Origin of the sequence: Klebsiella sp. HMSC16A12 (assembly GCF_001808265.1) — a bacterium.
GTDB classification, from domain to species: Bacteria; Pseudomonadota; Gammaproteobacteria; order Enterobacterales; family Enterobacteriaceae; genus Klebsiella; species Klebsiella pneumoniae.
The window spans coordinates 212223-238223 of record NZ_KV792636.1 but is presented as its reverse complement, the minus strand read 5'-3'; the positions used below and the strand labels follow the sequence as shown (position 1 = coordinate 238223).

Genomic DNA, 26001 nt, shown 5'->3' with positions numbered 1-26001 from the left:
GCCCGGCAGCACGGCTGCCGGGCCGGTTATCAGCCTTTGGCAACCCGCTGAATGAGGGCGGCTTTTTCCTGTTCGCCGAGGAACGCCAGGGTCAGGCCGTTGATCTGCGCCTGACGGATCTGCTCCCGGCTCAGCCCTGCCGCCGGCGCCGCCACGGTATACTCGTGAATGATGTCCACACCCTGGACCGCCGGATCGTCGGTGTTGAGGCTCGCCAGCACGCCGTGCTCAAGGAACTGCTTCAGCGGATGCTGGGCCAGGGAGGCCACGGTGCTGGTTTGCACGTTCGAGGTCAGGCAGGATTCAATCCCGATGCGGTGCTCGGCCAGGTAGTCCATCAGGGCTGGATCCTCTACCGCTTTAACCCCATGGCCGATGCGCTCCGCGCCCAGCTCACGAATGGCCTGCCAGATACTTTCCGGGCCGGCCGCTTCGCCCGCGTGGACGGTGATATGCCACCCGGCGTCGCGGGCCTGGTTAAAATGGTTGCGGAACAGCGTACCCGGGAAGCCGAGCTCATCGCCGGCGAGGTCGAGGGCAGTGATGCCCTCGCGGTGGGCGAGCAGCGCCGCCAGCTCTTCCTGACAGGCGGCTTCGCCGAAGGTGCGGCTCAGAATACCGATCAGCCGGGCGTCGACCTGGAAATCGCGGCATCCCTCTTGAACCCCGGCAATTACCGCCTCTACCACGCCGTCGACCGGCAGCCGGTGGGTCATCGCCATATAGCGGGGAGAGAAGCGCAGCTCAACGTAGTGCAGGCCATTTCGCGCCGCGTCTTCGACGTTCTCATACGCCACGCGGCGACAGGCTTCCAGCGAGGCCAGGACCTTTACCCCCCAGTCGAGCTTGGCGAGGAAACTAACCAGATCGGGCTCAAGGCTGGTGACCTGGACGTGCGGACGCAGCGTGTCGAGGGTGGTTGCGGGAAGAGCGATATTAAATTCGCGGCCAAGATCGAGGATGGTTTGGGCCCGGATGTTACCGTCAAGATGACGATGAATGTCGGTTAATGGCAATGAGGAATCAATCATGGTCGCACTCTTTTTTTAGTTAAAGTGCACGTCATTATACAACATGAACATAACTGTTTAAAAGCATTGAAAAAATGTATGCGATACAAATAGCTGGCAGCAATCAGGTCAGTGTTACGGTCTTTTTGACTGGCCCCTTTAAAACGCAGAACGAATATCATGATTGACGCGATCCTGACCAGATCAGAAATGCACACGCGCTGACCGCGGCGCCCGCAAGGCAGACCGCCTGCCATCCCCAGTGGGAATAAAGCTGTGTGGCAACGATAGCCCCTGCCGCGCTGCCCAGCGAATAAAAACACATGTAAGCCCCAACCAGGCGGCTTGCCGCTGCAGGCCTGGCGGCAATGATCAGGCTCTGGCTGGAGACATGAACGGCCTGTACCGCAAAGTCCAGCGCAATGACGCCAGCTATCAGCCAAAGCAGAGAGGTTTCGGCATAGCCGATAGGAAGCCATGAGATGGTCAGCAGCGCCAGCGCCAGGCCGGTAGTGCGCTGAGCCCATCCCTGGTCAGCCCACTTGCCCGCTCTGGCGGCGGCCAGCATGCCAGCGAAGCCGGCTAAGCCAAACATCCCCGTCTGGGTGTGCGAGAGGGAAAGGGCGGTGAGCGGCATGACCATGGTCGTCCATAGCATGCTGAAAGCGGCGAAGATAAATAGCGCCAGGATCCCGCGCTTTCTCAGTTGCGGCTCGGTGAGGGACAGCTGAAACACGGACTTCAATAAGGAAAGGTAAGTCGGCTTTTGCGGCTGCGGCTGCTGCGGGGGCGAAGGCATGATTTTCCAGACGATCCCGGCAATCATCAACATCAGACAGGCAGCCGTGAGATACACGGCTCGCCAGCCGGCGATATCGGCTATCGCGCCTGAGATAAACCGAGATAACAGGATACCTGAAACAATGCCGCTGGTCAGGGTACCCACCGCCTGGCCTCGTTTCTGCGGCGTCGCCAGTATTGCCACCCAGGCCACCAGCACCTGCACCACAACGGCCATCAGGCCGACGATCAGCATGGCGCCAAGCAGAGTTACTATATTGGGGGATAACCCTGCCGCGACTAACGCCGCTACTGAAAGCAACAGTTGACTCATCACCACGTATTTACGGTTCAACCAGTCCCCGAGCGGAACCAGGAACAGCAGGCCAATGGCATAGCCCGCCTGCGTAGCGGTGATGACGCTGCCAATCATGCCTGGCGACACCTTCAGGCTGACCGCCATCGAGTCGAGTAAAGGCTGTGCTGAATAAACATTGGCTACTGCCAGCGCGCAGGTTAGTGAAAACAACGCTGTTATCCCTGTGGTCAGCATCGTGTCAGGGACTGACGCAGTTTGGATCCTTTGGCCGGTACATCTACTTGCCTTACATTTCATAAGAGACCCTCTGTCTGGTTGCTTTTTAAAACTAGTGTGCCTATAGAATTAGCCTTGCTGGTTTTTTTTTGCAACTGGTAAAGGTGAGGATTAAGCTAGATCAGTAGATAAATTGATAAGGAGCGTGCAGATGGCAAAGCAGGAATCACTTAGAACCAGTGAATGTCCGGTGGCGAGAACGTTGGAATCAATTGGTGAACGCTGGTGCCTGATGATTATCCGCGAAGCATTTGACGATGTGCGGAGATTCAGCGAGTTTCAAAAAAATTTGGGGCTGGCCAAAAATATCCTTGCCTCGCGGCTGAAGCATCTGGTTGATATCGGTATTTTCGAGATTTTACCGGCATCGGATGGCAGCGCATACAAGGAATATGTCCTGACTGAAAAGGGGCGCTCCGTGTTTCCCATTGTTGTGGCGCTGCGGCAATGGGGAGAGCGTTATATGTTTGAGCAAGGGGAAACCTATTCGGTCCTGCTGGATAACGCGCACGGCCAGCCCCTTCAGTATCTGGATGTGCGTTCCGCTCAGGGGGATAAACTGCAACCAGGCGACTGTCATCGCCGGCGCATTGTGTCAGATACCCGCGCCGAATAATGGCGTGAAGAATTTGCAGGATACCAGCGAGAATACGAGCGTGCCGCTAAAGTGTCATGGAACAATCCTGACGTGTTTTTTTGCGAACTGCTTCTGATGCCAAAGCTCCGGACGCGTGAAAGTGACCCACCGCCAACCGCAGGAGGCGGTGTATAACCATTTACAATTATATTTTATTTGAATGTATTCATGTTACATATTAAATTCTGCTTACTTTATCGACGATGAGGCAAGGATGCGGATGTGGAGAGCGTAATCCATAACAATATTGAGGGTTTTCTGCTGTTGTTATTAAGCATGTGGCCGATTCTGCTGGTGGTATTCATTGGTGTCGCAATTTCATTCTATACCATGCTGTTACGCAAGACGGCGCTGGCCTGCCTGCTTTTCGCCCTCGCCATCGGCGCCGCAGGCTGGAGTCTCGCTTAGCCGCTGGCCTCAGGGTTTATCCAGCAGGCTCATACTGGAGGTGGCGGCGCCATCATTCAGATTGGCGGGCGAATGCCAGTCGCGGCCCGCCAGCGCACTGTCGCTCTGTCCGCTGCCGACGCCTTGCTGCGTCGACAGCGATGAACCTTCCAGTGCTTCATCCGCCCCTGACCGATCGGGCAGGGAACTGGTATAGCCGCCATTATTCGAGTACGTATCCATGCCGTTGACTTCGTTAGGCACCGTGTCGGTAGTCGTACCGTCATCGTTAATGCAAAACGAGCCGCCAATGCCGTTTGGCTGACAGTCTGCAGCAAAAGCCGGACTGGCCAGCGCGGTCAGTAGCAATAACGGTAAGCCGATTTCCTTCATTCTTATCTCCCAGGGCCGTGTGGTCTGCCAGACATTCTGTACTATAGCGGCGGCAGTAGCGCGGTAAGTAACAAAACTGTGTAATTTTGTAATGACCGGTGGACGGTTTGTCGTTCGGCCAGGAAAGAGCGTGCGCTAAGCGTGGCATAGCGGCTCGGCAGAAAGCGGTAATCAATTGTTAATTCTACGTAAAGGTTAATGAAAATTTAAGGGAACGCCGCTATGTTGGCAGCATCATACTTTCCATAAAGGATATGCCATGCGCGATAAATATTCCGGCCTGCAGATTGGGATTCACTGGCTGGTTTTTTTGCTGGTAGTAGTAGCCTATGCGGCGATGGAGCTGCGCGGGTTTTTCCCCCGCAGTGAGCGGCCATTGATTAATATGGTGCATGTTTCCTGCGGGATCACCATTTTCGTGCTGATGGTGGCGCGTCTGCTGGTGCGGCTGAAATCGCCGGCGCCGCCGATCGTACCGAAACCATCGCCGATGATGACCGGTTTCGCCCATCTTGGTCACCTGGCGATCTATTTGCTGTTCATTGCCTTGCCGTTGATCGGCATGGTGATGATGTACTGGCGCGGTAACCCCTGGTATGCCTTTGGTCTGACCATGCCGTATGCCCCGCAGAGCGATTTTGAGCGGGTGGATACCCTGAAGGCGATCCATGAATGGTTGGCCAATGCCGGGTACTTTGTGATTGGCCTGCATGCTCTCGCCGCGCTGCTCCATCATTACTGGTTGAAGGATAATACTCTGCTGCGAATGATGCCTCGTAAGCGCTAAATCATCCTCTTTCACTTCCTGACCCCGTCCCGCGACGGGTTTTTTTTTGCCTTCACCGCTAATAGAATATAGTATACCCCCCTATATGATACGGAGGCGTAATCGTGCCACATTCACCTGAAGATAAAAAACGGGCGCTCAGCCGCGTAAGACGCATCCGCGGCCAGGTCGAAGCCCTTGAGCGCGCGCTGGAGTCCGGCGAGCCCTGTATGACTATTCTGCAGCAGATCGCCTCGATTCGCGGGGCGGCGAACGGCCTGATGGGCGAAATGGTGGAGATCCACCTGCAGGACGAGCTGGTCAGCGGCGACACCACCCCTGAGCAGCGGGCCGCGAGAATGGCAGAGGTCGGTCATCTGCTACGATCCTATTTAAAATAACATCACGACGAGGAAGAGACAGTTATGAAATCACGCGCAGCAGTGGCCTTCGGCCCCGGTCAGCCGTTAAAAATCGTTGAGATTGACGTCGCGCCGCCGAAAAAAGGCGAAGTTCTGGTGAAAATCACCCACACCGGGGTGTGTCATACCGATGCCTTCACCCTCTCCGGTGACGATCCGGAAGGTGTCTTCCCGGCGGTGCTGGGCCATGAGGGCGGCGGGATTGTCGTGGAAGTGGGCGAGGGCGTCACCAGCCTTAAGCCGGGCGATCACGTCATTCCGCTGTATACCGCCGAATGTGGCGAGTGCAAATTCTGTAAGTCGGGTAAAACCAACCTCTGTCAGGCGGTGCGTGCCACCCAGGGTAAAGGACTGATGCCGGACGGCACCACTCGTTTCTCGTACAATGGCGAACCGATCTATCACTATATGGGCACCAGCACCTTCAGCGAATATACGGTTTGCGCCGAGATTTCGCTGGCGAAAGTCAATCCGCAGGCGCCTTTGGATAAAGTGTGCCTGCTGGGCTGCGGCGTAACCACCGGTATCGGCGCGGTGCATAACACGGCGAAGGTCAAGGCCGGGGATAGCGTCGCGGTCTTTGGTCTGGGCGGCATTGGTCTGGCGGTGATCCAGGGTGCGGTGCAGGCGCAGGCCGGGCGCATTCTGGCGGTTGATACCAACCCGGATAAGTTCACTCTCGCTAAAGAGATGGGCGCGACCGATTTTATCAATCCGAACGACTACGATAAGCCGATTCAGGATGTGATTGTTGAGCTGACCGACGGCGGGGTGGATTTCAGCTTCGAGTGCATCGGCAATGTAAATGTGATGCGCGCGGCGCTGGAGTGCTGCCATAAAGGCTGGGGTGAGAGCGTGATCATCGGTGTAGCCGGCGCCGGGCAGGAGATCAAGACCCGTCCGTTCCAGCTGGTGACCGGCCGCGTGTGGCGCGGTTCCGCCTTCGGCGGCGTAAAAGGGCGCAGTCAGCTGCCGGGAATGGTGGAAGACGCCATGGCGGGTAAAATTCGCCTCGATCCGTTTATTACCCATCGCCTGCCGCTGGAGCAGATTAACGAGGCCTTTGATCTGATGCATGAAGGTAAATCGATTCGCACCGTGATCCACTTTGGCGACCAGTAATCGCCGACGCTGAAGGCGAATCGTCACCCATAAAAAAAGGGCCCGGATGGGCCCTTTTGTGTATGTCGATCAGTGATGGTCTGGGAGCGCGTAGGCGATGATGTAATCGCCGCGATCCGGTGACTGGCGGGCGCCGCCGGCATTGATAATGATGTACTGCTTACCGGTTTTCGGTGAGACGTAGGTCATCGGGCCGGACTGGCTGCCGACCGGCAGACGCGATTTCCAGATCTCTTTGCCGTTCGCGGTATCAAAGGCGCGCAGGTAGAAATCCTGGGTGCCGGCGAAGAACAGCAGTCCGGACTGCGTTGCCAGCGATGCGCCAAGGGTCGGCATGCCGATTGGAATTGGCATGTGCATACGTATGCCCAGCGGCCCGGTGTCTTCTACGGTGCCAACCGGCACCTGCCACACCAGTTTCCCGGTTTTCAGATCCACCGCGGACATGGTGCCGAACGGCGGCTTCTGGCACGGAATGCCCAGCGGCGACAGGAAACGTTCGCGCATCGCGCCAAACGGCGTGCCTTCCATCGGCACGATGCCCATCTCGATCCCGCTGGCGTCTTTCGCCACCTTCGCGCGCGGCACCATATAGTTGGCCAGGCCCAGACGCATATCGTTGACAAACATCAGGCTGTTGTTTGGATCCAGCGAAACACTGCCCCAGTTCATGCCGCCGAGCGAGCCCGGGAACTGCAGGGAACGATCTTCACCTGGCGGGGTAAAGACGCCCTGATGGCGCATCTCTTTGAACTGAATACGGCACAGCAGCAGGTCGATCGGTGTCGCTCCCCACATATCGGACTCGGTCAACGTCTGGTTGCCGATCATCGGCATCCCTACCGAGTAAGGTTGCGTCGGCGAGTAGCGTTCACCTTTGACGTTGCCCGCCGGCACCGGACGCTCTTCCACTTTGGCCACCGGCTCGCCGGTCTCGCGGTTGAGCATAAAGATCATGCCCTGCTTGCTGGTCTGCACCAGCACCGGGGTGGTGCCGCCCTTGCCGTCAGGCAGATCGTACAGCAGCGGCTGAGACGGCAGGTCAAAGTCCCACAGATCGTGGTGTGTGGTCTGGAAGTGCCAGCGCACCTGGCCGGTGGTGGCATCCACAGCCACGATAGAGGAGCTGTATTTATCGTCCAGCGCGGTACGTTCGCCGCCAAAGAAATCTGGCGTGGCGTTGCCGGTGGGCAGATAGATCAGATTCAGCTTCGCGTCGTAGGACATCGCCGACCAGACGTTTGGCGTACCGCGCGTGTAGGTCTGGCCTTCCGGCGGAACACCGGTCAGCGCTGGATTGCCCGGATCCCACGCCCATGCCAGTTTGCCGGTGTGGACATCAAACGCGCGGACCACGCCCGGCGGTTCGCCAGTGGAGTAGTTATCCGCGACGCGGCCGCCCACCACCACCACATTGCCCGCCACCAGCGGGGTGGAGGTCTGCTGATAGTAACCCGCTTTCACTTCACCCATGCCGACGCTGAGGTCGACAATACCGCGATCGCCGAAGTTTTCGCACAGTTTGCCGGTATCGGCATCAATGGCGATCAGGCGGGCGTCGATGGTCGGCAGGAACAGACGACGGGAACAGGCGGCCGGCTGCGTGCCTGCCGCTGGCGCGGTTTGCGCCTGGCTATCTTCGTAATAGCCTAAGCCGCGGCAGCGCTGCCAGTTGGGTGAAGAGGATTTGGAGTCATAGCGCCATTTCTCTTTTCCGCTGTCCACATCCAGCGCCAGCACTTTACTGTAAGGGGTACAGACATAGAGAGTATCGCCAATCTGCAGCGGGGTGTTCTGATCTTCTGCGCCCGAGCCGTTGCTCTGTGGGATATCGCCCGTATGCGCTACCCAGGCAACCTGCAGCTGGTTGACGTTTTGTTTGTTGATTTGGTCGAGGGCGGCGAAACGGTCGCCGTGGGTGGTGTTACCCCAGTGCGCCCAGTTTTTCTGCTGTTCGCCTGGCGCGACGGGCTTGACTGGTACCGCTTCAGTCGCGCTGACCAGCGGTGCGGATTTGAACATCCAGCCAAAGCTCACCGCCAGCGCCACGGCGAGAACGGCGGCGACGCCATAGGCCGGGCCTTTTTTCGCCGGTGGGCTGGCGAGGAAAGGCCAGACCAGGGCGGCCAGGAAGGCCAGTACGCCGAGCGCAAACAGGCGCGAGAAGAGCGGCCAGTAGTTCCAGCCAGCGTCACTAATCGCCCAGATCACCGAGGCGATAAACGCCACGGCGTATAACAGAATACCGCCGCGGCGGTTGCGGAAAATCAACACCGCCGCGATGACCATGACCACGCCCATCAGCGCGAAGTACAGTGTACCGCCGACGAGGGCCAGTTTTGCCCCAAGAATACCCACAGCCAGACCGATGATGAGCATCAGTCCGGCGAGAAGCCACTGCAGGATCCGGGGGAATCCGCGCGGCGCGTTGCCAGTTGCCATGTAATCTCCTTAACCACACCAGCCACCTCACTGTGAACCAAATGAAACATGTTGCTTTTGAATCATTTTTGAATGAAGTGGTTTTAACCTTCATAAAGCTGTATTTGTTGCTTGATTAGATTTCGAGTGAACCATTTGGTGAAATCGAGACATGATAGATCTGTTAAAGAAGTTTGCGCAAATGTTAATAAATAATTTCGCACTAAATGATTATTTTGCCGAATATGTCTAACGTCATGGGGAGCGGCGTCGGCGCGTTTGCAGGTTCCCCGGCCGCTGCGGGCCGGGGAGAAAGGGGGGTCAGGCAGGCATGGACTTACGGATAGCGCTGAGCAGCGTCTGCGTACCCGGGGTCAGTGTCGCATCGACGCGGGTTAAAATGCCGATGGGCTCTCCGGCGCCCTGGGTGGCGATCGGCAGGGCGGTTAGCACGCCACGGCGAAGATCGTCTTTTACCGCCCCGGAAGGGACAAACCAGACATAGTCAAAATCCACCGTCAGCTGGCGCGACAGGGAGGCGGAGAGGGTCTCGATGCAGCCGGCGGGCATCTTACAGCCCTGGCTCTGGAGCAGCGCTTCGGCGTTTTGCCGCGGCACGGTGCCTTTAGGTGAGACCACCACCGGCCACTCCATCACCCGACTAAGGGTCACCGTCTCCTGAAGCAGGGGATGTCCCGGGCGAACCACCAGCTTCAGGGATTCAAGGAACAACAGTTCGTAATGCAGCCCGCTCATCAGCTCCGGGTCGGACATACGTCCAATGCCGATGTCGATCTCCCCGGATTTTAAGCCGGCGAGCAGCATTGTGTTGTTCATAGTGGCGACCTGCAGCGTGATATCTTTTTGCTGCTTGTGAAACTGGCCGATCACCGTCGGCAGGATCCCCAGCGCGGCGGTGGGCAGCGCGCCGATGCGCACGATGTCGTTATTCAGGCCCTCTTTGCGGTTCAGCGCCTGGCCGGCCGAATTAAGGGCGTCAAGCACCTTAACGGCATGCGTCAGAAACTGTTCGCCGACCAGGGTTAGCTGCGCCCCAAGACGACCCCGCTCGAACAGCCGGGTACCGGTCAGCTGTTCTAGCTCGTTAAGCGTTTTCGAGAGTGCTGGCTGGCTCAGATTTAATGTTTCAGCCGCGCGCCCCAGCGTTCCCTGTTGAGCGACGGCCACGAAGGTGTGTAGATGGCGCAAGCGAATGCGCTGACTGAAGAGACCATTTTTTTCCATAGTAAGATGATGTTAAAAACACAGCGGTGAAAGAGACAAGCGGACTTGTTTAAATTTGATAACCAGATAGCAAAATATTATTAACATTTGAGTTGGTTACATGACAAGATCTTTCCCTGTGGTTGAAAACGCCTTCGCCCCGCAGAACCGGGGCGAAGGTGGTGGTCACCGCGACGGCTAAATATCGAAAAAGACGGTTTCGTTCTCGCCCTGCAGATGAATGTCAAAACGATAGACCACTTCCGTACCGCGAACCTCGCGCTCGGCGATTAAGGTTTTGCGCCTCACCTCCCACTCGATGAGATTCAGCACCGGGTCGCTGGCGTTGGCTGCGTGTTCATCGGCAAAGTACATCCGCGTATTCAGGCCAATATTGATCCCCCGCGCCACCACCCACAGGTTAACGTGCGGCGCCATCAGCCGGCCATCGCGACCGACCACCGGGCCCGGTTTGATGGTTTCAAAGCGCCAAATGCCGGAGGTGAAATCAGAGCAGGTACGCCCCCAGCCGCGGAAGGCCGGGTCGACGGCTTTCTGCTGTTGACGATCGTCAGGATGGTTATAGCGACCCGCGGCGTTGGCCTGCCAGATCTCCAGCAGCACATCGCGGACCGGCGTCCCGGAGCCGTCGATAACCCGGCCTTCAATGGTGATGCGCTCCCCGGCGGTATCGGCGGTAGTGAGGACCGGGCCAAAATTTTTCTCAAAAATATGAAAGCCTGCGGCGTCCGGCGCCAGGCCGATATGAACATAGGGTCCCGCCGTCTGCGAGGCGGTTTCAGGCAGATACTCTTTCATCGGGCGGCCCCCTGAGTGCGATTTTCAAACAGCGTGGCGCGGTGGCCGCGCAGAACAAGGTCGAAGCGGTAGGCCAGACAATCCAGCGGTACGGCGGCGTGCATGTCCAGCTCGGCGATCAGCGTGCGCACGGCGTCGTCATTCTTAATAGTCCTGACGATCGGGCACTGCTTAATCAGCGGGTCGCCTTCAAAATACATCTGGGTGATCAGGCGCTGGGCCCAGGCGTCGCCTGAGAGAGAAAAATGGATATGCGCCGGACGCCAGTCGCTGGCCTGGTTGCGCCAGGGGTAGGGGCCAGGTTTGATGGTGCGAAAACAGTAATAGCCGTTTTCATCGGTAAGCACCCGGCCGCAGCCGCCAAAGTTCGGGTCAATCGGCGCCAGATACTGATCTTTTTTATGCCGGTAGCGACCGCCAGCATTGGCTTGCCAGACTTCCACCAGCGTATTTTTCATCGGTCGGCCGAATCCATCGCGCACGTAACCGTGGACGATGATCCGCTCGCCGATCGGCAGGCCTTCTTTGGCATAGTTCAGGATTAGGTCATTATCCAGAGGGCCCAGGTCGTCGCGGCTAAATACCGGGCCGGTGATCTCTGACAGCGAGTTCTGCAGAGAGATGAGGGCGTTTTTTGGCGAGCGCAGGACGCTGGTTTTATAGCCCGGCGCGTAAGCGGGCGGGTGGCTACTGTAATCGCGATGGACAACCTCACGTGGGGACCATTTGTCGTTCATAGGGTACTCCGTGTAGACGGTAGGGGGGCATATTGTTGTAATGTCGCCAGAAGCAGTGTGTGTAAATGCATTGTTAATTTAAAGTGAAATTACCGGGTGTTTTTCATAACTATGGGTTATGTTTTGCGCAATGACCTGGGCCGGCGGCAGGTTATCGCCATCACAGTTTGTAAATTCTTCCCCCCGCCGCGAGGCAGCTTTCCTACACTCCAGGAAGTATTCACTGGAGGTAACACATCATGGCGAACACCATCACGGCTGATGAGATTCGGGAGCACTTTTCGCAGGCCATGTCGGCCATGTACCAGCAGGAAGTTCCGCAGTACGGAACGCTGCTGGAGCTGGTGGCTGACGTCAACCTGGCGGTACTGGAAAATAATCCGCAGCTGCATGAACAGCTCGCTAACGCTGACGAGCTGGCGCGCTTAAACGTGGAGCGCCACGGCGCGATTCGCGTGGGCACAGCGGAAGAACTGGCGACGCTCCGTCGCATGTTTGCCATCATGGGAATGTATCCCGTTAGCTATTACGATCTCTCGCAGGCCGGCGTGCCGGTCCACTCCACGGCGTTTCGTCCCATCGACGATGCCGCGCTGGCGCGCAATCCATTTCGGATTTTCACCTCGCTGCTGCGCCTGGAGCTGATTGAAAATCACGCCCTGCGCGAGCGGGCCGAGGCGATCCTCGCGCGGCGCAAAATCTTCACCCCCCGCTGCCTGGCGCTGATTGCGCAGTATGAAGCAGAGGGCGAATTCACCTCTGCCGACGCGCGCGAGTTTGTCCAGGAGGCGCTGGAGACGTTCCGCTGGCACCGGCAAGCCACCGTCGATGAGGAGACTTACCATGCTCTGCATCGCGAGCACCGCCTGATTGCCGATGTGGTCTGTTTCCCGGGGTGTCATATCAACCATCTCACGCCGCGGACGCTGGATATTGACCGCGTCCAGTCCCTGATGCCGGAGTGCGGTATTGAACCCAAAGCGTTGATTGAAGGGCCACCGCGCCGGGAGGTTCCGATCCTCCTGCGGCAGACCAGCTTTAAGGCGCTTGAGGAGCCGGTGATGTTCGCCGGAGAACACCGAGGCACCCATTGCGCCCGCTTTGGCGAAATTGAGCAGCGGGGCGTGGCGCTGACGCCGAAAGGGCGCGCGCTGTACGATCGGCTGCTGCAGGCGGCAGGAACCGGGAAAGATAATCTCAGCCACCAGCAGCATCTACAGGAGGTGTTTAGCGAATTTCCCGACAGCGAATTTCTGCTCCGTCAGCAGGGGCTGGCCTGGTTTCGCTACCGCCTGACGCCCACGGGTGAGGCACATCGCCAGGCGTTTCGCCCGGGCGACGATCCGCAGCCGCTGATTGAGCGCGGGTGGGTGGTCGCCCAGCCGATTATTTATGAAGATTTTTTACCGGTCAGCGCGGCGGGCATTTTTCAGTCCAATCTGGGCAACGAAACCCAGGCGCGCAGGCACGGGAACGCCAGTCGCGAGGCGTTTGAGGCAGCTCTGGGCTGCCCGGTGCAGGATGAGTTTGAACTATACCGACAGGCGGAGGAGCGCAGCAAACGACGTTGCGGTCTGCTGTAAAATCAGTACCCTGCTGGCATCAGCCTTACAGGGAGCAGGTTATGCAACATCCGTCGAAACCGTTGGCGAAAACCCGTCAGGGAACGCTGGCCGGGAGCGCAGAACAGGGGATTCATATCTGGCGCGGCATTCCGTACGCCGCGCCGCCCGTGGGCCCGCTGCGCTGGCGCGCGCCGCAGCCAGCCGCCCGCTGGCAGGGGGTACGTCCAGCCGAGACCTTTTCCGCCGCCAGCTGGCAGGACATTGACTACTGCCGCGAGCTCGGCGGCGGCGATCCTGGCGCCTTCAGCGAAGACTGCTTATATCTCAACGTCTGGGCCCCGGCCAGCGCAGCGCAGCCGCTGCCGGTGATGGTCTGGCTGCACGGCGGCGGGTTTACCATCGGCGCCGGCAGCCTGCCGCCTTACGATGGCAAAGCGCTTGCCAGCCGCGACGTGGTGGTGGTGACAGTTAACTACCGGCTGGGCCATCTCGGCTTTTTCGCCCATCCGGCGCTGGAAGAAGAGGCGGGCGAACGTCTCTATAATTTCGCGTTGCTCGATCAGATTGCCGCTCTGCAGTGGGTTCAGGAGAATATCCACGCCTTCGGCGGGGATGCCGCCAACGTCACGCTGTTTGGCGAATCCGCCGGGGCGCGTAGCGTGCTGTCGCTAATGGCCTCCCCGAAAGCGAAAGGGCTGTTTCATAAAGCGATTATTCAGAGCGGGTATACGCTACCCGATCTGCCGCGGGAAAAAGCGCTGGAAAAAGGGCGCCTGCTGGCGGAACACTTCGCCTTACCGCAAGCCAGCGCTGAGGAATTGCGGGCGATCCCCGCGGAGGCCTTCTGGTCGCTCACCGCGCCGCTGAATACCGGGCCAGCGCCTATTGTCGGAGACGCGGTGCTGCCGCAGCCGATGCTGGAGACCTTCTTTGCCGGCCGCCAGCATCCGATACCGGTGATGATCGGCTCCAATAGCGATGAAGCCAGCGTGATGGCCGTGTTCGGCGTCGATATCGCCGGGCAGATCCAGAAGCTGCGCCGTGAGCGCCGTCTGGGGCTGGGGCTGATCAAACTCCTCTATCCCGGCGTGAAGGGCGATGAAGCGCTGGGGCGGGAAGTTTGCCGCGACATGGCCTTCACCACCCTTGGTTATGTAGTGATGCAGGCGCAACAGCGCGTGGGTCAGCCGTGCTGGCGCTACTGGTTTGATTATGTCGCGGAAGCGGAGCATGACGCCTACCCGCATGGGGCCTGGCATGGCAACGAGGTGCCCTACGTGTTTGATAACCTGCGGTTGACCGACCCGGTGCGGCAGTACGCCAGCGAAGCGGATCTGGCCTTCGCCGCTCAGGTCGCTGACTACTGGGCGCAGTTTGCCCGCCTCGCCAGCGGCGAGCAGACGCTTTCCGGCGCGGTGCGCTGGCCGGCGTGCCTGCGCGGGCGGGATCGCCTGTTGCGCATTGGCTTGCATAAGCGCGCCGGGTTTAAAGTGGAGAACCGCTTTATGCGCGCCAGACTGGCGCTGTTTCGCCGGGTGATGAAGCATCACGTGACGCTGGAATAAATCCCATAATGCGCAACTGTCGCCACCGACCGGTGGCGACGTTATCTCACATGACCACCACCGGCTTGATCACCTTGCCGGACGCCGAATCGGCGAAGGCCTGGTTGATATCGGCCAACGGATAGCGGGCGATAAGCTTATCGATAGGGAATTTTCCCTGTTTATAGAGTTGCACCAACAGCGGAATAAACAGCGCCGGCACGGCGTCGCCTTCTATCACCCCGACCAGCGATTTTCCCTCCGCCATCAGGTCGTTCTGCACGTTAAGGGTGATGTCTCCGGTAAAGCCCACAATCGCCACCGTTCCCAGCGGTTTCACCGCGTGTACGGCCTGCAGAACGATAGCGGAGACGCCGGTTGTTTCCACCGCGTAGTGGGCGCCTTTACCGGTGATTTGTTTAATCACGGCGACGGCATCCTGTTCCTTGCCGTTGATCTGATGGGTGGCGCCCAGTTCGCCCGCCAGGGCGAGGCGGCTGGCATGGATATCCACCGCGATAATCTGCGAACAGCCGGTTAATTTCGCTGCCATGATGGCGCTGAGCCCCACCGCGCCGCAGCCAAACACCACCAGCGATTCGCCGACCACCGGTTTCAGGCGGTTGAGCACCGTCCCGCTACCGGTCTGGATACCGCAGCCCAGCGGGCCGAGCAGGGTGAGATCAACCTCCGGGTCGACCACGACCGCGTTGCTGGCGCGGGTGACCACATACTGGCTGAAAGACGACTGGCCAAAGAACAGGGACAGATCCTGGTCTCCCAGCCGGTAGGGGGTGGTGCCATCCTCGCGTCGGCCGCCAAAATTAAGCGTATTAAAATCTTCGCAAGCCGAAGGGTGGTTGCTTAAACAATTTTCGCAGTGGTGGCAGGCGGCGTAGCTGAGCACCACGTGGTCTCCTACCCTGATGCCGCTAACCGCCTCGCCGACGCTGGCAACGATCCCGGCGCCTTCATGGCCGAGGATCGCCGGCATAGGCACCACCCCGGGGTTGTCGCGCATCACGGCGTCGGTATGGCAGACGCCGGTGGCGACAATTTTCACTAATATCTCGTCCTTCCCCGGCGGGGCGACCTCGACGTCTTTGATGACAAAAGGCTGCTGGTAGCCCAGCGTGACGGCTGCTTTCACTTGCATGGCATGACTCCTGAATGAATTCCCTGGAGAGCGTGGCGGGACAGCCCGAACGGCTCTCCCCTGTTGGCCGCTAACGTGAAGAAAGATAGCGGTTATCGGGGAAAAGTTAGCACCAGGCGCGATGGAAATTTGCGCGAATCGTGCCTAAAAAACGCGCGCGGCGAGGAGCGATACATGGGGTGAATATTCAGCACTGGAGAATAGATTTCCCTTGAATAGTCAGGGGTAAAAAGCGGCAGGCAGCGTGTATGCCCTGGCTACACGCCAGAGGAAATGAAAAAAACAGGCTGTTCCTCTGGACAGGGCTTTTTTGCCTTTTTTCTGCTGGCAACAATTGGATTATTAATCGTTTTTGTCTAGAGTGGGCGGAAATTATCACGCAGCGTGATGACGCGTTGCGAATCAATTCACCCGTGCAGAAGGACGCTTTCTCAGGCATGAACCGCAGACGTTTTCTTAAATCTTCCATGGCTGTTGCCGCCGTATGCGGAACGTCAGGAGTCGCTTCCTTATTCAGTCAGGCCGCTTTTGCCGAAGACGCGGGCATTGCCGACGGGCAAACGCGTCGTTTTGATTATGCTGTTCTGCAGGCGATGGCTCACGATCTGGCGCGCCAGCCGTGGGGCGGCGCCCCGCGCGATCTGCCGCCGACGCTCGCCAATCTCACCCCGCAGGCCTATAACAGCATCCAGTACGATGCCAACCACTCGCTGTGGAACAATATTGAAGAGCGTAAGCTGGACATCCAGTTTTTCCACGTCGGGATGGGGTTCCGTCGCCGCGTGCGGATGTTCTCTTTAGACGCCAGCACCCAGCAGGCGCGCGAGATCCACTTCCGTCCGGAGCTGTTTAAGTACAATGACGCCGGTGTGGATACCCGTCAGCTGGAAGGACAGTCTGACCTCGGCTTCGCCGGGTTCCGGGTGTTTAAAGCGCCGGAGCTGGCGCGCCGCGATATCGTGGCGTTCCTCGGCGCCAGCTACTTCCGCGCGGTAGACAGCACCTATCAGTATGGCCTGTCGGCCCGCGGTCTGGCGGTGGATACCTTTACCGATACCCCGGAAGAGTTTCCCGACTTTACGTCGTTCTGGTTCGAAACGGTCAAAGGGGACGCCACGGTGTTTACCGTTTACGCGCTGCTGGACAGCCCGAGCATCACTGGCGCCTACAAGTTCACCATCCACTGCCAGGATACCCAGGTTATCATGGACGTGGAAAACCACCTGTACGCCCGCAAGGATATCAAACAGCTGGGTATCGCGCCGATGACCAGTATGTTCAGCTGCGGCAATAATGAGCGGCGGATGTGCGACACCATCCATCCGCAAATCCACGACTCCGATCGGCTGTCAATGTGGTTGGGCAACGGGGAATGGGTCTGCCGGCCGCTGAATAACCCGCAGAAGCTGCAGTTCAATGCCTTCCAGGACAAGAACCCGCGCGGCTTTGGTCTGTTGCAGTTGGACCGTGATTTCTCCCACTACCAGGATGTGATGGGCTGGTATAACAAGCGTCCCAGCCTGTGGGTTGAGCCGCGTAACCAGTGGGGCAAAGGGGCGGTCAGCCTGATGGAGATCCCAACTACCGGCGAAACGCTGGATAATATCGTCTGCTTCTGGCAGCCGGAAAAGGCGGTGAAGGCGGGCGACGAACTGGACTTCCGCTACCGTCTTTACTGGAGCGCGCAGCCGCCGGTGAGCACTCCGCTGGCGCGCGTTCTGGCCACCCGCACCGGGATGGGGGGCTTCCCCGAAGGATGGGCGCCGGGTGAACACTACCCGGATAAGTGGGCGCGTCGTTTTGCCATCGACTTTGTCGGCGGCGATTTGAAGGCGGCCGCGCCGCGCGGTATTGAACCGGTGATCACCCTCTCCAGCGGGGAAGCGAAGCAGATTGAGATCCTCTACGTCGAGCCGTTCGATGGCTACCGGATCCTTTTCGACTGGTATCCGACCACCGACTCAACCGACCCGGTGGAGATGCGTCTGTTCCTGCGCTGTCAGGGAGAAGCCATCAGCGAAACCTGGCTCTATCAGTATTTCCCGCCGGCAGCAGATAAACGCAACTACGTTGACGACCGGATCATGAAATAACCCTGAGTCACCCGACGCCCGCAGGCAGTCCCTGCGGGCCAGAAGAGAGCGCTATGACCGCAGATATCCCAGCAGTACCTGAGTCGATCCCGGTAACCGACGCGCTGACGCTAATCGCCATTGATGAGCGCTACGTTAGCGACCTGCACCAGCTGGTGGTCAAAAACCAGCGCTGGCTACAGCAGTCGCTCAGTTGGCCCGCCGAGGTGCGCAGCGAAGACGAGACCCGACGTCATGTGCAGGGCAACGTGATGCTGCATCAGCGGGATTACGCCAAAATGTTTTTGCTGTTTCTCGATAAGCAGCTAGTCGGGGTCCTGTCGTTCAATCAGATCGAGCCGCAGAATAAAACGGCCTATATTGGCTACTGGATCGATGAAGAGCACCAGGGGCAAGGGCTGCTTTCCCGTTCATTACAGGCCTTTATCCGCCATTATGCCGCCAGCGGGCTGGTGCGCCGGTTTGTGATCAAATGCCGGGTGGCGAACACCCGCAGCAACCAGGTAGCGTTGCGCAACGGGTTTGTTCTGGAAGGCTGTCTCCGACAAGCCGAGTATCTGAACGGTAGCTATGACGATCAGAATATCTACGCCCGCATTATTGACCGCGATGAGGCATTAAAGCGCGCCTAACAGCGGCGTGCGGGTGATGTGCTGCTGGCCGTCAAGCGTTTTCGGGCCGCGCAGATGAATGGCCTCTCCCTCCTGTGCGGCAATCTGCACCTCGTCATTGATGGAGACCTGGTGCTCAACGATCACATCGCCGATGATGACTGTCCGCCCCTGGATCAGCACATCGTCGTCGAGCAGAATCGGACCACCTCGCAGCTGCGCCTCGCCGCCGACCATCGCCCGATGCTTCAGCAGGCAGTTGCCTTCAATCACCGCATTCTCTGCAACCTGCGAACTGTAGCGTACGGTGGGAATGGCATCCTCTCCACGACCGGCGATCAGGCGCGCGTGCCCGTATACCCGGGCGTTATCGCACACCCAGACGTCGTTTTCTTCGTTCCCTTCAAGTCTTGCCTGGTCAAACACTTCCGCCCGATGTTCGACAAACGCATGCTCAACGAAGGCATCGCCGTAGATTTGCGCCTGGTGGAGAATGCGCGAGGCGCTGACGGTGGCTCGCTGATAGATCTGCAGGACTTTGTCGCGATCGGCGGTTAACCCGCGCGCGGCAATCACCTGGCAGTGGGGGAGAAGACGCGCCTCGTCGGCAAGGCGACAATAACCGCGCACCTGGCTCTGCGTAACCGTGACGTTGTCACTGATCTGCGCGTGATGGCTGATCTGCGAGGCGTGAATGCAGGCCTGTCCGCAGATGGTGGCCTCATGGCTGACCACGCAGAACCCGGTTAAGCGGGCGTCGTCACGGATGCGCGCCCCGGCGAAGACCACGCTGTTGACATCGTAGATCCAGCACTCCCCCTGCTGGCTGAGAGCGCATTCCTCATCCACCCAGCCGCCTTCGCTGCCCGCTTTAACGTCAGCGAAATCAATAAGCGCCACGATCTGGCGCAGGGTGACGCTTTGTTTGCCATGCTCTTCCTCATAACAATACTGCCGGGTCTGTTCGCTGAGACGGTATTTACGCATGGCCGATCCTTATTACTTATGGTTAACATAAACATAGCAAAGATCGCCATAGCGCGCGGGATAAGGTTCCTTTAGAATGCAACTTCAAATTAAATTGATATCATCAATAAAATGAATAAAACGCAAACGCCGCGGCAGGTGCTAAACCTGCCGGCGGGTTATTTTGGCATGGTGCTCGGCACCATCGGAATGGGCTTCGCCTGGCGTTACGCCAGCACCCTCTGGCCGGTCAGCCGCAGCATTGGTGATGGGCTGGTGACGCTGGCGATGGCGATGTGGGTCCTGCTCAGCATGGCGTTTATCAGCCGGGCGATCCGCTTTCCGGCGAGCGTGCTGCGGGAGATGCGTCATCCGGTGAGCAGCAGCTTCGTCAGCCTGTTTCCGGCCACCACGCTGTTGGTGGCGATTGGTTTGGCTCCCTGGTGCCGGCCGCTGGCGATCGGGCTGTTTGTGCCGGGCGTGGCGCTGCAGCTCGCCTATGCCGCCTGGCAAAGCGGTGGGCTATGGCGAGGGAACCATCCTCGCGAGGCCACCACGCCGGGGTTGTATCTGCCGACAGTAGCCAATAATTTTATCAGCGCGATGGCCTGCGGCGCGCTGGGATTTTCCGATGCCGGACTGGTGTTCCTCGGCGCCGGGGTCTTCTCCTGGCTGAGCCTCGAGCCGGCGATCCTCCAGCGTCTGCGCAGCGCAGGCGAGCTGCCGACGCCGCTGCGCACCTCGCTGGGGATCCAGCTGGCGCCTGCGCTGGTGGCCTGCAGCGCCTGGCTCAGCGTCAACGGCGGGGAGGCCGATACCTTCGCTAAGCTGCTGTTTGGTTACGGCCTGCTGCAGCTGCTGTTTATGCTCCGTCTGATGCCCTGGTATCTTCGTCAGCCGTTCAATGCTTCTTTCTGGAGCTTCTCGTTCGGCATTTCCGCGCTGGCCACCACCGGTCTGCATCTCGGCCAGGCCAGGGGAGACGGCTTTTTTCATCATCTGGCGATGCCGCTATTTATTTTTAGCAATCTGGTTGTCGGCCTGCTGCTGCTGCGTACAGCGTTGCTGTTGGTCAGCGGGAAACTGTTGCTCCAGGTCGACCGGGAAACACTCCTGAATAAGAAGGAAGGATCATGACAAAGCGTGACGCGGATTATTTTAGTCAAAAATACAGCCTGACCCGCACCCATTCCGAGGTGCTGCATGCCGCGACGATTGTGCCGCCGGGGCGGGCGCTGGATCTGGGCTGCGGCAACGGGCGTAACAGCCTTTATCTGGCGGCGAACGGCTTCGCGGTGACGGCGTGGGATAAAAATCCGATGAGCGTCAACAATCTGGAAAGTATTCGCACCGCCGAGCGACTGGATAATCTGCAAACGGCGGTGAAAGACCTCAACAGCCTGAGCTTTGACGGCGAGTATGACCTGATCCTCTCCACCGTAGTGATGATGTTCCTCGAGCCTGACACCATCCCGGGCCTGATCGCCAATATGCAGCGCTGCACCGCCGCCGGCGGCTATAACCTGATTGTGGCGGCGATGGATACCGAAGACTATCCCTGCACCGTCGGCTTCCCGTTTGCCTTTAAACCTAATGAGCTTCGTGATTATTACCAGGGCTGGGAGCTGCTGAAATACAATGAGGACGTCGGCGAGCTGCATCGCACCGACGCCAACGGCAATCGCATCAAATTGCGCTTCGCCACCCTGTTGGCGCTCAAGCCTGCCTGATTCGCCGCGGCGTGGGAAGCTGAGCATGGCCCGCGCCGCATTCCCCGCCAGAGCCTGGGCAAGACAGAGACCCGTTGCGGCGAAAATGAGCCTGGAAAACCGCGCGATACCCCTTTTAAGTGATTATTTATTAACGTAATGTTCAGGCCATCAATATTTATAAATCTTCCTTGACGAAGCCCTTTTTTTGTCACAAAACTAGTGGGTCCTATTTGCTATAACGTCTGCCGAAAAAAAACTGCATTTACAGGGATCTCTCTATGCGTACTCGCGTTTTACTGAAAGTCGCCGCTCTGGCGGGAATATTGGCGTTGACCGGCTGTGCGGCGAAAGTGGCGCAACCGAATCAGTATTCGGGCTTCTTAAAAGATTATTCCAGTTTGAAAGAAACGACCTCTGCCTCCGGCAAGCCGGAGCTGCGCTGGATCGATCCGAACTTCAATCCGGCCAACTATGACAATATCGTTTATCACCCGGTGACCTACTATCCGGTACCGAAGCCGACCACCCAGGTAGGGGAGAAGGCGCTGCAGGATATTCTTAACTACACCAACAAAGAGCTGAAACAGGCTATTTCCGAGCGTAAACCGCTGGCCACTACCGCCGGCAAGCGCAGCCTCATCTTCCGCGGGGCGATCACCGGGGTGGACTCCAGCAAAGAGGGGCTGCAGTTCTATGAAGTGATCCCGGTCGCTATGATTGTCGCCGGCACCCAGGCCGCCACCGGCCATCGTACCATGGACACCGATCTGTACTTTGAGGCGGAGGTCATTGACGCCAGCACCAATAAGCCGGTCATCAAGGTCGTTCGGAAAGGGGAAGGCAAAACCCTGGCGAATGAGAATACACCGCTGACCGTCGATACCCTGAAGCAGGTTATCGATGATATGGCGGTCGACGCCGTTAAATTCGATCCCTCTCAGCGTTAATCGTGCCAGCGCCGTCTGACGACGGCGCTGTTTTTCTTCAGCCTCCTCAGGCCAGCCTTCGGCGCAGCAACAGCTGTTCCGGTTTGGCAAACATCACCAGGTTACCCAGCAGGATCAGCGCCAGCCCGATCACGGCGTTGCTGTGCCAGACATACCCTTCATAGACGGTGGAAATGGATAAGGCGACCAGCGGAAACAGCAGCGTACTGTAGGCGGCTTTGCTGGCGCCGATGCGCCCAACGAGAGTGAAATAGGCGCCAAAGGCGATGACCGAGCCGAACAGCGCCAGGTAAAGCAGGGCGCCCAGATAGCTGACGGTCCATTCTGGCATAAAATTATCGCCGCGCAGCAGAGCGATTGCCCCCATCACCAGCGTGCCGTAGAGCATCGCCCAGCTGTTGGTGGTCAGCGTTTCCAGCCCGCGGCGCTGGTGGCGAATACTGAACATATTGCCGAGCGAAAAACCGTAGGTACCCAGGGCGCTCAACCCGATCCCCCACAGCAGCGAGGCGTTTAGTCCGTTGGCCAGCAGGTCGTCCCAGAACAGGATGACGATACCGGCGAGACCCAGCGCGGCGGCGGCCCAGAAGCGGCCCGGCGGCTGCTGGCGGAAAAAGAGAAAGCTGTTGATGGCGTTAAACAGTACCGCCATCGAAAAGATCACCGATTCCAGACCGGTATTGATCCAGGCGGCGGCGGTATAAAAACACCAGAAATTAAAGCAGAAGACGCAGCAGCCCTGCAGCAGGCAGCAGAGATGATCTTTCGCGCCCAGCGGCCGCAGGCGTCGTGTGACAAGCAGAATCGCCAGCATCGTGACGCTGGCTACGGCGAAACGCCAGAAAATCGATACCGGCGCGGCCACCGGTCCCTGTTGTAAAAAAATCGCAATCCACGTTGTACCCCAGATCACGACAACGAGTGCATAGAGTAATGCGTTCACCCTGGTTCTCCTCTACCTGTTGATGGGAGGAGTATGCCGGCTGCCGCCTGCTGCGGCTTTCACCGGTTTGTTGTCGGCTTGCAAATTCTTGCGCTTATTTGCCCTCCGCTGGCGGTGAGGACTGGAAACCGCGCCGTAGTCTCCCTAGACTAGGGCTTTTACAGACAATGTGTGAAGACGATGGGTTACGGGACATTTGAAACATTACGGCGACAGAACGCGGTGCTGAAGGGAACCGTGGAGCTGAATTCCGGTATTCAACTGGCCGCCTGGTATAACAATTGCGATACCGTGACGGTGCGCAGCGACCATCATACTTTAAGTCTGTACGTGGCTGATGGCTACGAAAGCTATCAAAAGACGCCGCACGGCTGGAAAAATGGCGGCGGCCCGGATCGTTTTTGTCTGATGCCGAAAGGCGATGAAAGCGTATGGGATATCCGCGGCGATCTGTCGTTTGTGCATCTTTACTGTACCGATGCGCACCTGCGTCGCGTCGGCGAGGAGGTGTGGGACCGCAGCCCGGCGAACTTCACCCTGCAGGAAAAGACCTTCGCCAGCGATGATAAAATCACCGCAGTGTATCGTCAGTTTTTGCTGGCTAACGACTGGCGGCAGCCGGCGAACCAGCTGACCCTCAGCGCCGCCAGCAGCTTACTGCTTACCCATCTGATCCAGCACTATTCCACCGTGCAGTGGCGTTTGCCGACGGTCACCGGCGGGCTGGCGCCAGGCGTAAAGCGTCACGTACTGGCCTGGATCGATGCTCATCTCGATCAGCCCTTGACCCTGGCCGACCTGGCGCAGCAGGCGGGTCTGAGTGAGTTTCATTTTGCTCGTATGTTTCGTCAGTCGCTAAATATGGCTCCGCATCAGTACGTCATGCAGCAGCGAATGGCGAAGGCGCAAAACCTGATCTGCCATAGCGCGCTGCCGTTAACCGAGATAGCGCTGGCCTGTGGTTTTAGCTCCCCCAGCCATTTCAGCCATCGGGTCAAAGCCGCCACCGGGCTGACGCCCTCCCAGCTACGGGCGGCGCAGCGCGGATAGCACGCCGTAACTCACCCCGCCGAGCACCACGCCCCAGAAGGCGGAGCCAATTCCCGCCAGCGTCACCCCGCTGGCGGTGACCAGGAAGGTTAGCACCGCCGCATCGCGTTCACTGGCCTGATGCACTGCCTGAAACAGACTCCCGCCGATGGTGCCGAGCAGCGCCAGACCCGCCAGCATCTGGATCCACGCCGGCGGCAGGGCCGACATCAGGGCGGTGATTGACCCGCCGAACAGACCGGCCAGCAGATAAAAACCGCCCGCGGCTATGGCCGCCAGCCAGCGCTGGTTCGGATCCGGGTGCGCCTCCGGGCTCTGGCAAATCGCAGCGGTGATCGCCGCGATGCAGATGGAATAAACCCCAAACGGCGCCAGCAGTAGTGCCAACCCCCCGCAAACGACGATCAGTGCGGAGACCGGTACGGTATAGCCTGATGCCTGCAGGGTGGCGAACCCCGGAGCGTTCTGCGAGGCCATGGTGACGAGGAAGAACGGCAGACCGACGCTGAGCAAAAGCGCCGGAGTAAACTGCGGGGCGACCCATTCCGGCGTCACAAATGCCAGCGGCACGGGGGCGCTAGCCACATCCCCGGACGCCGCCGCAATCAGCGCTCCAATCACCAGCGCGGCCACCACGGCGAAGCGGGGCCACAGCGCTTTACACAGCAGCCAGGCGGCGAGCATCCCGCCGCACAGCGGCAGATGATCCTGTAAGCCGGCGAAGGCCTGCAAACCAAACCGTAGCAGGATCCCAGCCAGCATCGCGGCGGCCAGCGAATGGGGAATGATCTGCATCAGCCGGGCAAACAGGCCGGTGGTGCCGCAGATAACGATCAGCGCGTTGGCGAAAATAAAGATCCCCACGGCCTCGGCGAGGGTCACCCCCTGCAGGCCGCTAACTAACAGCGCAGCGCCCGGCGTTGACCAGGCGGTGAGCACAGGAACTTTCCGCCAGGCGCTCAGCGCGAGAGTACTGATGCCCATGGCGAGGCCAAGAGCCGTCATCCAGCCGGCGATCTGCCCGGGGGTAGCGCCGGCCGCGGCGGCGGCCTGCCAGATGATGGCGGCGGAGCTGGCGTACCCCACCAACACGGCGACGAAGCCAGCGAACAGAGTGGGAAGCGGAAGACTAAACGAGCGCATCGATGATTCTCATGTGCGTTATAACATCCATTCACTGTATCATTGTGCGTTATAACGCACAAGCGGTGGTTCGCGCAGCTACCCTGGGAGAAAAACTCGCCGCCAGTGGCGTACGATGCCGTTAAACGTCCTGAAAAAATCAGACAAATGGCGGTATACTTTGCGCAGTAAAAACAGGAGGAAGGATGAATATTGCGCAACATCTGGCGGCAACGCTTAAAACCCTGCGCCAGCAGCGAGGCTGGAGCCTGTCGCGACTGGCGGAAGAGACCGGGGTGTCGAAAGCCATGCTCGGGCAGATTGAGCGGAATGAATCAAGTCCAACGGTGGCGACGCTGTGGAAGATTGCCACCGGGCTGAACGTACCGTTTTCGGCGTTCATCGTCCCGGACGCCAGCGCCGCGCCCTCCGCGTTTGATCCGCAGCAGCAGGCGATGGTGGTGACGCCAGTATTCCCGTGGGATCCCGAGCTGCGCTTTGACCATTTTTCGATAACCCTTGCCCCCGGCGCGCTGAGCGAATCAACGCCGCATGAGAAAGGGGTGATTGAGCATGTGGTAGTGATAAGTGGTACGCTGGATTTGTGCTTACAAGGGGAGTGGCACTCGCTGCAGGCGGGTGAGGGTAGGCGTTTCGCCGGCGACGCGACGCATGCGTATCGTAACCGCGGCGCCCAGGCGGCCCATTTCCATTCTCTTATCCATTATCCAAAAGAAAAAACCGCGAGCGAACCCGCGGCCAGACAAGATGACTGATGATAACCACTCACAACGTGACGAGGAAAATCCGGAATACGTGATGACAGTACTCTTCGCCGTGATTTGAGGGAAATATCTTTTCCGTCAATACTTTGTTGAAAAGTGAAAATTCGTCGTCGCGCGACGGCGGAAAAGGTTTTCGTCTGCGCCCGGTTCTGACTACAATAGCCGCCATTTCGACCCCCTTATACTGGATAACA

At 58.7% G+C, this 26001-nt stretch carries 26 protein-coding genes; 14 read left to right on the top strand and 12 right to left on the bottom strand.

All coding sequences use genetic code 11. The features are described from left to right. Positions 1 to 29 precede the first annotated feature (29 nt). Together add and HMPREF3140_RS20750 are read right to left on the bottom strand one after the other, a co-directional pair. Entirely contained in the window at positions 30 to 1031 is a 1002-nt protein-coding gene (add, locus tag HMPREF3140_RS20755) for an adenosine deaminase (protein WP_004151209.1), read from the bottom strand. A 157-nt stretch (positions 1032 to 1188) separates the two neighbouring features. Then, a complete protein-coding gene (locus HMPREF3140_RS20750; protein WP_070553086.1) occupies positions 1189 to 2343 on the bottom strand; it encodes an MFS transporter in 1155 nt (384 codons plus the stop codon). 193 nt (positions 2344 to 2536) lie between these two features. Between HMPREF3140_RS20750 and HMPREF3140_RS20745 the strand changes: the two genes are divergently transcribed. Beyond that, positions 2537 to 3001 carry a winged helix-turn-helix transcriptional regulator gene (locus HMPREF3140_RS20745; RefSeq protein ID WP_004180158.1) on the top strand — a complete coding sequence of 155 codons (465 nt, stop codon included), beginning with the start codon at positions 2537 to 2539 and terminating at the stop codon, positions 2999 to 3001. A 243-nt stretch (positions 3002 to 3244) separates the two neighbouring features. After that, a complete protein-coding gene (locus tag HMPREF3140_RS20740; RefSeq protein ID WP_002907644.1) occupies positions 3245 to 3430 on the top strand; it encodes a hypothetical protein in 186 nt (61 codons plus the stop codon). 9 nt (positions 3431 to 3439) lie between these two features. On the opposite strand, the gene HMPREF3140_RS20735 is transcribed toward HMPREF3140_RS20740, so the two are convergent. Further along, a complete protein-coding gene (locus tag HMPREF3140_RS20735; RefSeq protein WP_004143806.1) occupies positions 3440 to 3802 on the bottom strand; it encodes a hypothetical protein in 363 nt (120 codons plus the stop codon). Between the two features lie 259 nt (positions 3803 to 4061). Between HMPREF3140_RS20735 and cybB the strand changes: the two genes are divergently transcribed. The 3 genes from cybB (at position 4062) to HMPREF3140_RS20720 (ending at position 6112) form a co-directional block, all read left to right on the top strand. Next, positions 4062 to 4589, top strand: coding sequence for a cytochrome b561 (gene cybB / locus HMPREF3140_RS20730; protein WP_032411604.1), 528 nt, complete (start codon positions 4062 to 4064; stop codon positions 4587 to 4589). A gap of 104 nt (positions 4590 to 4693) precedes the next feature. After that, positions 4694 to 4969, top strand: coding sequence for a metal/formaldehyde-sensitive transcriptional repressor (locus HMPREF3140_RS20725; protein ID WP_002907563.1), 276 nt, complete (start codon positions 4694 to 4696; stop codon positions 4967 to 4969). A 24-nt stretch (positions 4970 to 4993) separates the two neighbouring features. Further along, a complete protein-coding gene (locus HMPREF3140_RS20720) occupies positions 4994 to 6112 on the top strand; it encodes an S-(hydroxymethyl)glutathione dehydrogenase/class III alcohol dehydrogenase (RefSeq protein WP_004143804.1) in 1119 nt (372 codons plus the stop codon). 69 nt (positions 6113 to 6181) lie between these two features. Here HMPREF3140_RS20720 and HMPREF3140_RS20715 read toward each other — a convergent pair whose 3' ends face one another. The 4 genes from HMPREF3140_RS20715 to pcaH all read right to left on the bottom strand — a co-directional run bounded on the left by HMPREF3140_RS20715 (position 6182) and on the right by pcaH (position 11313). After that, positions 6182 to 8554 (bottom strand): membrane-bound PQQ-dependent dehydrogenase, glucose/quinate/shikimate family, encoded by a 2373-nt coding sequence (locus HMPREF3140_RS20715; RefSeq protein WP_004184259.1) that lies wholly within the window; start codon positions 8552 to 8554, stop codon positions 6182 to 6184. Between the two features lie 300 nt (positions 8555 to 8854). Next, on the bottom strand, positions 8855 to 9778 hold the full coding sequence (locus HMPREF3140_RS20710) for a LysR substrate-binding domain-containing protein (protein ID WP_004143800.1): 924 nt from the start codon (positions 9776 to 9778) through the stop codon (positions 8855 to 8857). A 177-nt stretch (positions 9779 to 9955) separates the two neighbouring features. Further along, positions 9956 to 10576 carry a protocatechuate 3,4-dioxygenase subunit alpha gene (pcaG, locus tag HMPREF3140_RS20705; protein WP_004143799.1) on the bottom strand — a complete coding sequence of 207 codons (621 nt, stop codon included), beginning with the start codon at positions 10574 to 10576 and terminating at the stop codon, positions 9956 to 9958. Then, positions 10573 to 11313 carry a protocatechuate 3,4-dioxygenase subunit beta gene (pcaH, locus tag HMPREF3140_RS20700; protein ID WP_004214973.1) on the bottom strand — a complete coding sequence of 247 codons (741 nt, stop codon included), beginning with the start codon at positions 11311 to 11313 and terminating at the stop codon, positions 10573 to 10575. The genes pcaG and pcaH overlap by 4 nt, the downstream gene beginning before the upstream one ends. A gap of 239 nt (positions 11314 to 11552) precedes the next feature. Here pcaH and HMPREF3140_RS20695 point away from each other — a divergent pair, with 239 nt between their 5' ends. Then, positions 11553 to 12896 (top strand): 2-oxoadipate dioxygenase/decarboxylase HglS, encoded by a 1344-nt coding sequence (locus tag HMPREF3140_RS20695; RefSeq protein WP_023301028.1) that lies wholly within the window; start codon positions 11553 to 11555, stop codon positions 12894 to 12896. Between the two features lie 41 nt (positions 12897 to 12937). Then, positions 12938 to 14443, top strand: coding sequence for a carboxylesterase/lipase family protein (locus HMPREF3140_RS20690; protein WP_020324754.1), 1506 nt, complete (start codon positions 12938 to 12940; stop codon positions 14441 to 14443). 46 nt (positions 14444 to 14489) lie between these two features. Here the strand turns inward: HMPREF3140_RS20690 and HMPREF3140_RS20685 are convergent, their stop codons facing one another. Beyond that, entirely contained in the window at positions 14490 to 15578 is a 1089-nt protein-coding gene (locus tag HMPREF3140_RS20685) for an NAD(P)-dependent alcohol dehydrogenase (RefSeq protein ID WP_002907491.1), read from the bottom strand. Between the two features lie 437 nt (positions 15579 to 16015). Here HMPREF3140_RS20685 and HMPREF3140_RS20680 point away from each other — a divergent pair, with 437 nt between their 5' ends. Continuing rightward, complete coding sequence (locus tag HMPREF3140_RS20680; RefSeq protein WP_002907489.1) at positions 16016 to 17671, top strand: glucan biosynthesis protein D; 1656 nt, start codon at positions 16016 to 16018, stop codon at positions 17669 to 17671. A 53-nt stretch (positions 17672 to 17724) separates the two neighbouring features. Beyond that, a complete protein-coding gene (gene rimL, locus HMPREF3140_RS20675) occupies positions 17725 to 18303 on the top strand; it encodes a 50S ribosomal protein L7/L12-serine acetyltransferase (protein ID WP_002907487.1) in 579 nt (192 codons plus the stop codon). On the opposite strand, the gene ydcK is transcribed toward rimL, so the two are convergent. Then, on the bottom strand, positions 18289 to 19269 hold the full coding sequence (gene ydcK / locus HMPREF3140_RS20670) for a YdcK family protein (RefSeq protein ID WP_032411599.1): 981 nt from the start codon (positions 19267 to 19269) through the stop codon (positions 18289 to 18291). The genes rimL and ydcK overlap by 15 nt on opposite strands. A gap of 111 nt (positions 19270 to 19380) precedes the next feature. On the opposite strand from ydcK, the gene tehA reads away from it, so the two are divergent. The 3 genes from tehA (at position 19381) to HMPREF3140_RS20655 (ending at position 21907) form a co-directional block, all read left to right on the top strand. Further along, positions 19381 to 20385 (top strand): dicarboxylate transporter/tellurite-resistance protein TehA, encoded by a 1005-nt coding sequence (tehA, locus tag HMPREF3140_RS20665; protein ID WP_002907483.1) that lies wholly within the window; start codon positions 19381 to 19383, stop codon positions 20383 to 20385. Continuing rightward, positions 20382 to 20978, top strand: a complete 597-nt coding sequence (gene tehB / locus HMPREF3140_RS20660) for a tellurite resistance methyltransferase TehB (RefSeq protein WP_032411597.1) — start codon at positions 20382 to 20384, stop codon at positions 20976 to 20978. The genes tehA and tehB overlap by 4 nt, the downstream gene beginning before the upstream one ends. A gap of 260 nt (positions 20979 to 21238) precedes the next feature. After that, positions 21239 to 21907 (top strand): DUF3313 domain-containing protein, encoded by a 669-nt coding sequence (locus tag HMPREF3140_RS20655; RefSeq protein WP_004143788.1) that lies wholly within the window; start codon positions 21239 to 21241, stop codon positions 21905 to 21907. A gap of 46 nt (positions 21908 to 21953) precedes the next feature. Here the strand turns inward: HMPREF3140_RS20655 and HMPREF3140_RS20650 are convergent, their stop codons facing one another. Beyond that, complete coding sequence (locus tag HMPREF3140_RS20650; RefSeq protein ID WP_004175913.1) at positions 21954 to 22850, bottom strand: DMT family transporter; 897 nt, start codon at positions 22848 to 22850, stop codon at positions 21954 to 21956. A gap of 180 nt (positions 22851 to 23030) precedes the next feature. On the opposite strand from HMPREF3140_RS20650, the gene HMPREF3140_RS20645 reads away from it, so the two are divergent. Continuing rightward, complete coding sequence (locus HMPREF3140_RS20645; RefSeq protein WP_004151213.1) at positions 23031 to 23900, top strand: AraC family transcriptional regulator; 870 nt, start codon at positions 23031 to 23033, stop codon at positions 23898 to 23900. Here HMPREF3140_RS20645 and HMPREF3140_RS20640 read toward each other — a convergent pair. Next, the gene (locus HMPREF3140_RS20640) at positions 23877 to 25043 is read right to left on the bottom strand and encodes a benzoate/H(+) symporter BenE family transporter (RefSeq protein WP_032411594.1); all 1167 of its coding nucleotides are present in this window, start codon (positions 25041 to 25043) and stop codon (positions 23877 to 23879) included. The genes HMPREF3140_RS20645 and HMPREF3140_RS20640 overlap by 24 nt on opposite strands. Before the next feature lie 185 nt (positions 25044 to 25228). Between HMPREF3140_RS20640 and HMPREF3140_RS20635 the strand changes: the two genes are divergently transcribed. Next, a complete protein-coding gene (locus HMPREF3140_RS20635; RefSeq protein ID WP_002907473.1) occupies positions 25229 to 25798 on the top strand; it encodes a helix-turn-helix domain-containing protein in 570 nt (189 codons plus the stop codon). 10 nt (positions 25799 to 25808) lie between these two features. On the opposite strand, the gene HMPREF3140_RS20630 is transcribed toward HMPREF3140_RS20635, so the two are convergent. Continuing rightward, on the bottom strand, positions 25809 to 25976 hold the full coding sequence (locus HMPREF3140_RS20630; RefSeq protein WP_014343127.1) for a hypothetical protein: 168 nt from the start codon (positions 25974 to 25976) through the stop codon (positions 25809 to 25811). Positions 25977 to 26001 lie beyond the last annotated feature (25 nt).

Bases quoted from the DNA above. Each gene is read 5' to 3' on its own strand.
- pcaG (WP_004143799.1), bottom strand. From the start codon at position 10,576: ATGAAAGAGTATCTGCCTGAAACCGCCTCGCAGACGGCGGGACCCTAT.
- HMPREF3140_RS20720 (WP_004143804.1), top strand. From the start codon at position 4,994: ATGAAATCACGCGCAGCAGTGGCCTTCGGCCCCGGTCAGCCGTTAAAA.
- cybB (WP_032411604.1), top strand. From the start codon at position 4,062: ATGCGCGATAAATATTCCGGCCTGCAGATTGGGATTCACTGGCTGGTT.
- rimL (WP_002907487.1), top strand. From the start codon at position 17,725: ATGACCGCAGATATCCCAGCAGTACCTGAGTCGATCCCGGTAACCGAC.
- ydcK (WP_032411599.1), bottom strand. From the start codon at position 19,269: ATGCGTAAATACCGTCTCAGCGAACAGACCCGGCAGTATTGTTATGAG.
- HMPREF3140_RS20635 (WP_002907473.1), top strand. From the start codon at position 25,229: ATGAATATTGCGCAACATCTGGCGGCAACGCTTAAAACCCTGCGCCAG.
- HMPREF3140_RS20685 (WP_002907491.1), bottom strand. From the start codon at position 15,578: ATGCAAGTGAAAGCAGCCGTCACGCTGGGCTACCAGCAGCCTTTTGTC.
- HMPREF3140_RS20640 (WP_032411594.1), bottom strand. From the start codon at position 25,043: ATGCGCTCGTTTAGTCTTCCGCTTCCCACTCTGTTCGCTGGCTTCGTC.
- add (WP_004151209.1), bottom strand. From the start codon at position 1,031: ATGATTGATTCCTCATTGCCATTAACCGACATTCATCGTCATCTTGAC.
- HMPREF3140_RS20695 (WP_023301028.1), top strand. From the start codon at position 11,553: ATGGCGAACACCATCACGGCTGATGAGATTCGGGAGCACTTTTCGCAG.
- HMPREF3140_RS20645 (WP_004151213.1), top strand. From the start codon at position 23,031: ATGGGTTACGGGACATTTGAAACATTACGGCGACAGAACGCGGTGCTG.
- HMPREF3140_RS20715 (WP_004184259.1), bottom strand. From the start codon at position 8,554: ATGGCAACTGGCAACGCGCCGCGCGGATTCCCCCGGATCCTGCAGTGG.
- HMPREF3140_RS20735 (WP_004143806.1), bottom strand. From the start codon at position 3,802: ATGAAGGAAATCGGCTTACCGTTATTGCTACTGACCGCGCTGGCCAGT.
- HMPREF3140_RS20690 (WP_020324754.1), top strand. From the start codon at position 12,938: ATGCAACATCCGTCGAAACCGTTGGCGAAAACCCGTCAGGGAACGCTG.
- HMPREF3140_RS20710 (WP_004143800.1), bottom strand. From the start codon at position 9,778: ATGGAAAAAAATGGTCTCTTCAGTCAGCGCATTCGCTTGCGCCATCTA.
- pcaH (WP_004214973.1), bottom strand. From the start codon at position 11,313: ATGAACGACAAATGGTCCCCACGTGAGGTTGTCCATCGCGATTACAGT.
- HMPREF3140_RS20750 (WP_070553086.1), bottom strand. From the start codon at position 2,343: ATGCTGACCACAGGGATAACAGCGTTGTTTTCACTAACCTGCGCGCTG.
- tehB (WP_032411597.1), top strand. From the start codon at position 20,382: ATGACAAAGCGTGACGCGGATTATTTTAGTCAAAAATACAGCCTGACC.
- HMPREF3140_RS20655 (WP_004143788.1), top strand. From the start codon at position 21,239: ATGCGTACTCGCGTTTTACTGAAAGTCGCCGCTCTGGCGGGAATATTG.
- HMPREF3140_RS20745 (WP_004180158.1), top strand. From the start codon at position 2,537: ATGGCAAAGCAGGAATCACTTAGAACCAGTGAATGTCCGGTGGCGAGA.
- HMPREF3140_RS20680 (WP_002907489.1), top strand. From the start codon at position 16,016: ATGAACCGCAGACGTTTTCTTAAATCTTCCATGGCTGTTGCCGCCGTA.
- HMPREF3140_RS20630 (WP_014343127.1), bottom strand. From the start codon at position 25,976: ATGGCGGCTATTGTAGTCAGAACCGGGCGCAGACGAAAACCTTTTCCG.
- tehA (WP_002907483.1), top strand. From the start codon at position 19,381: ATGAATAAAACGCAAACGCCGCGGCAGGTGCTAAACCTGCCGGCGGGT.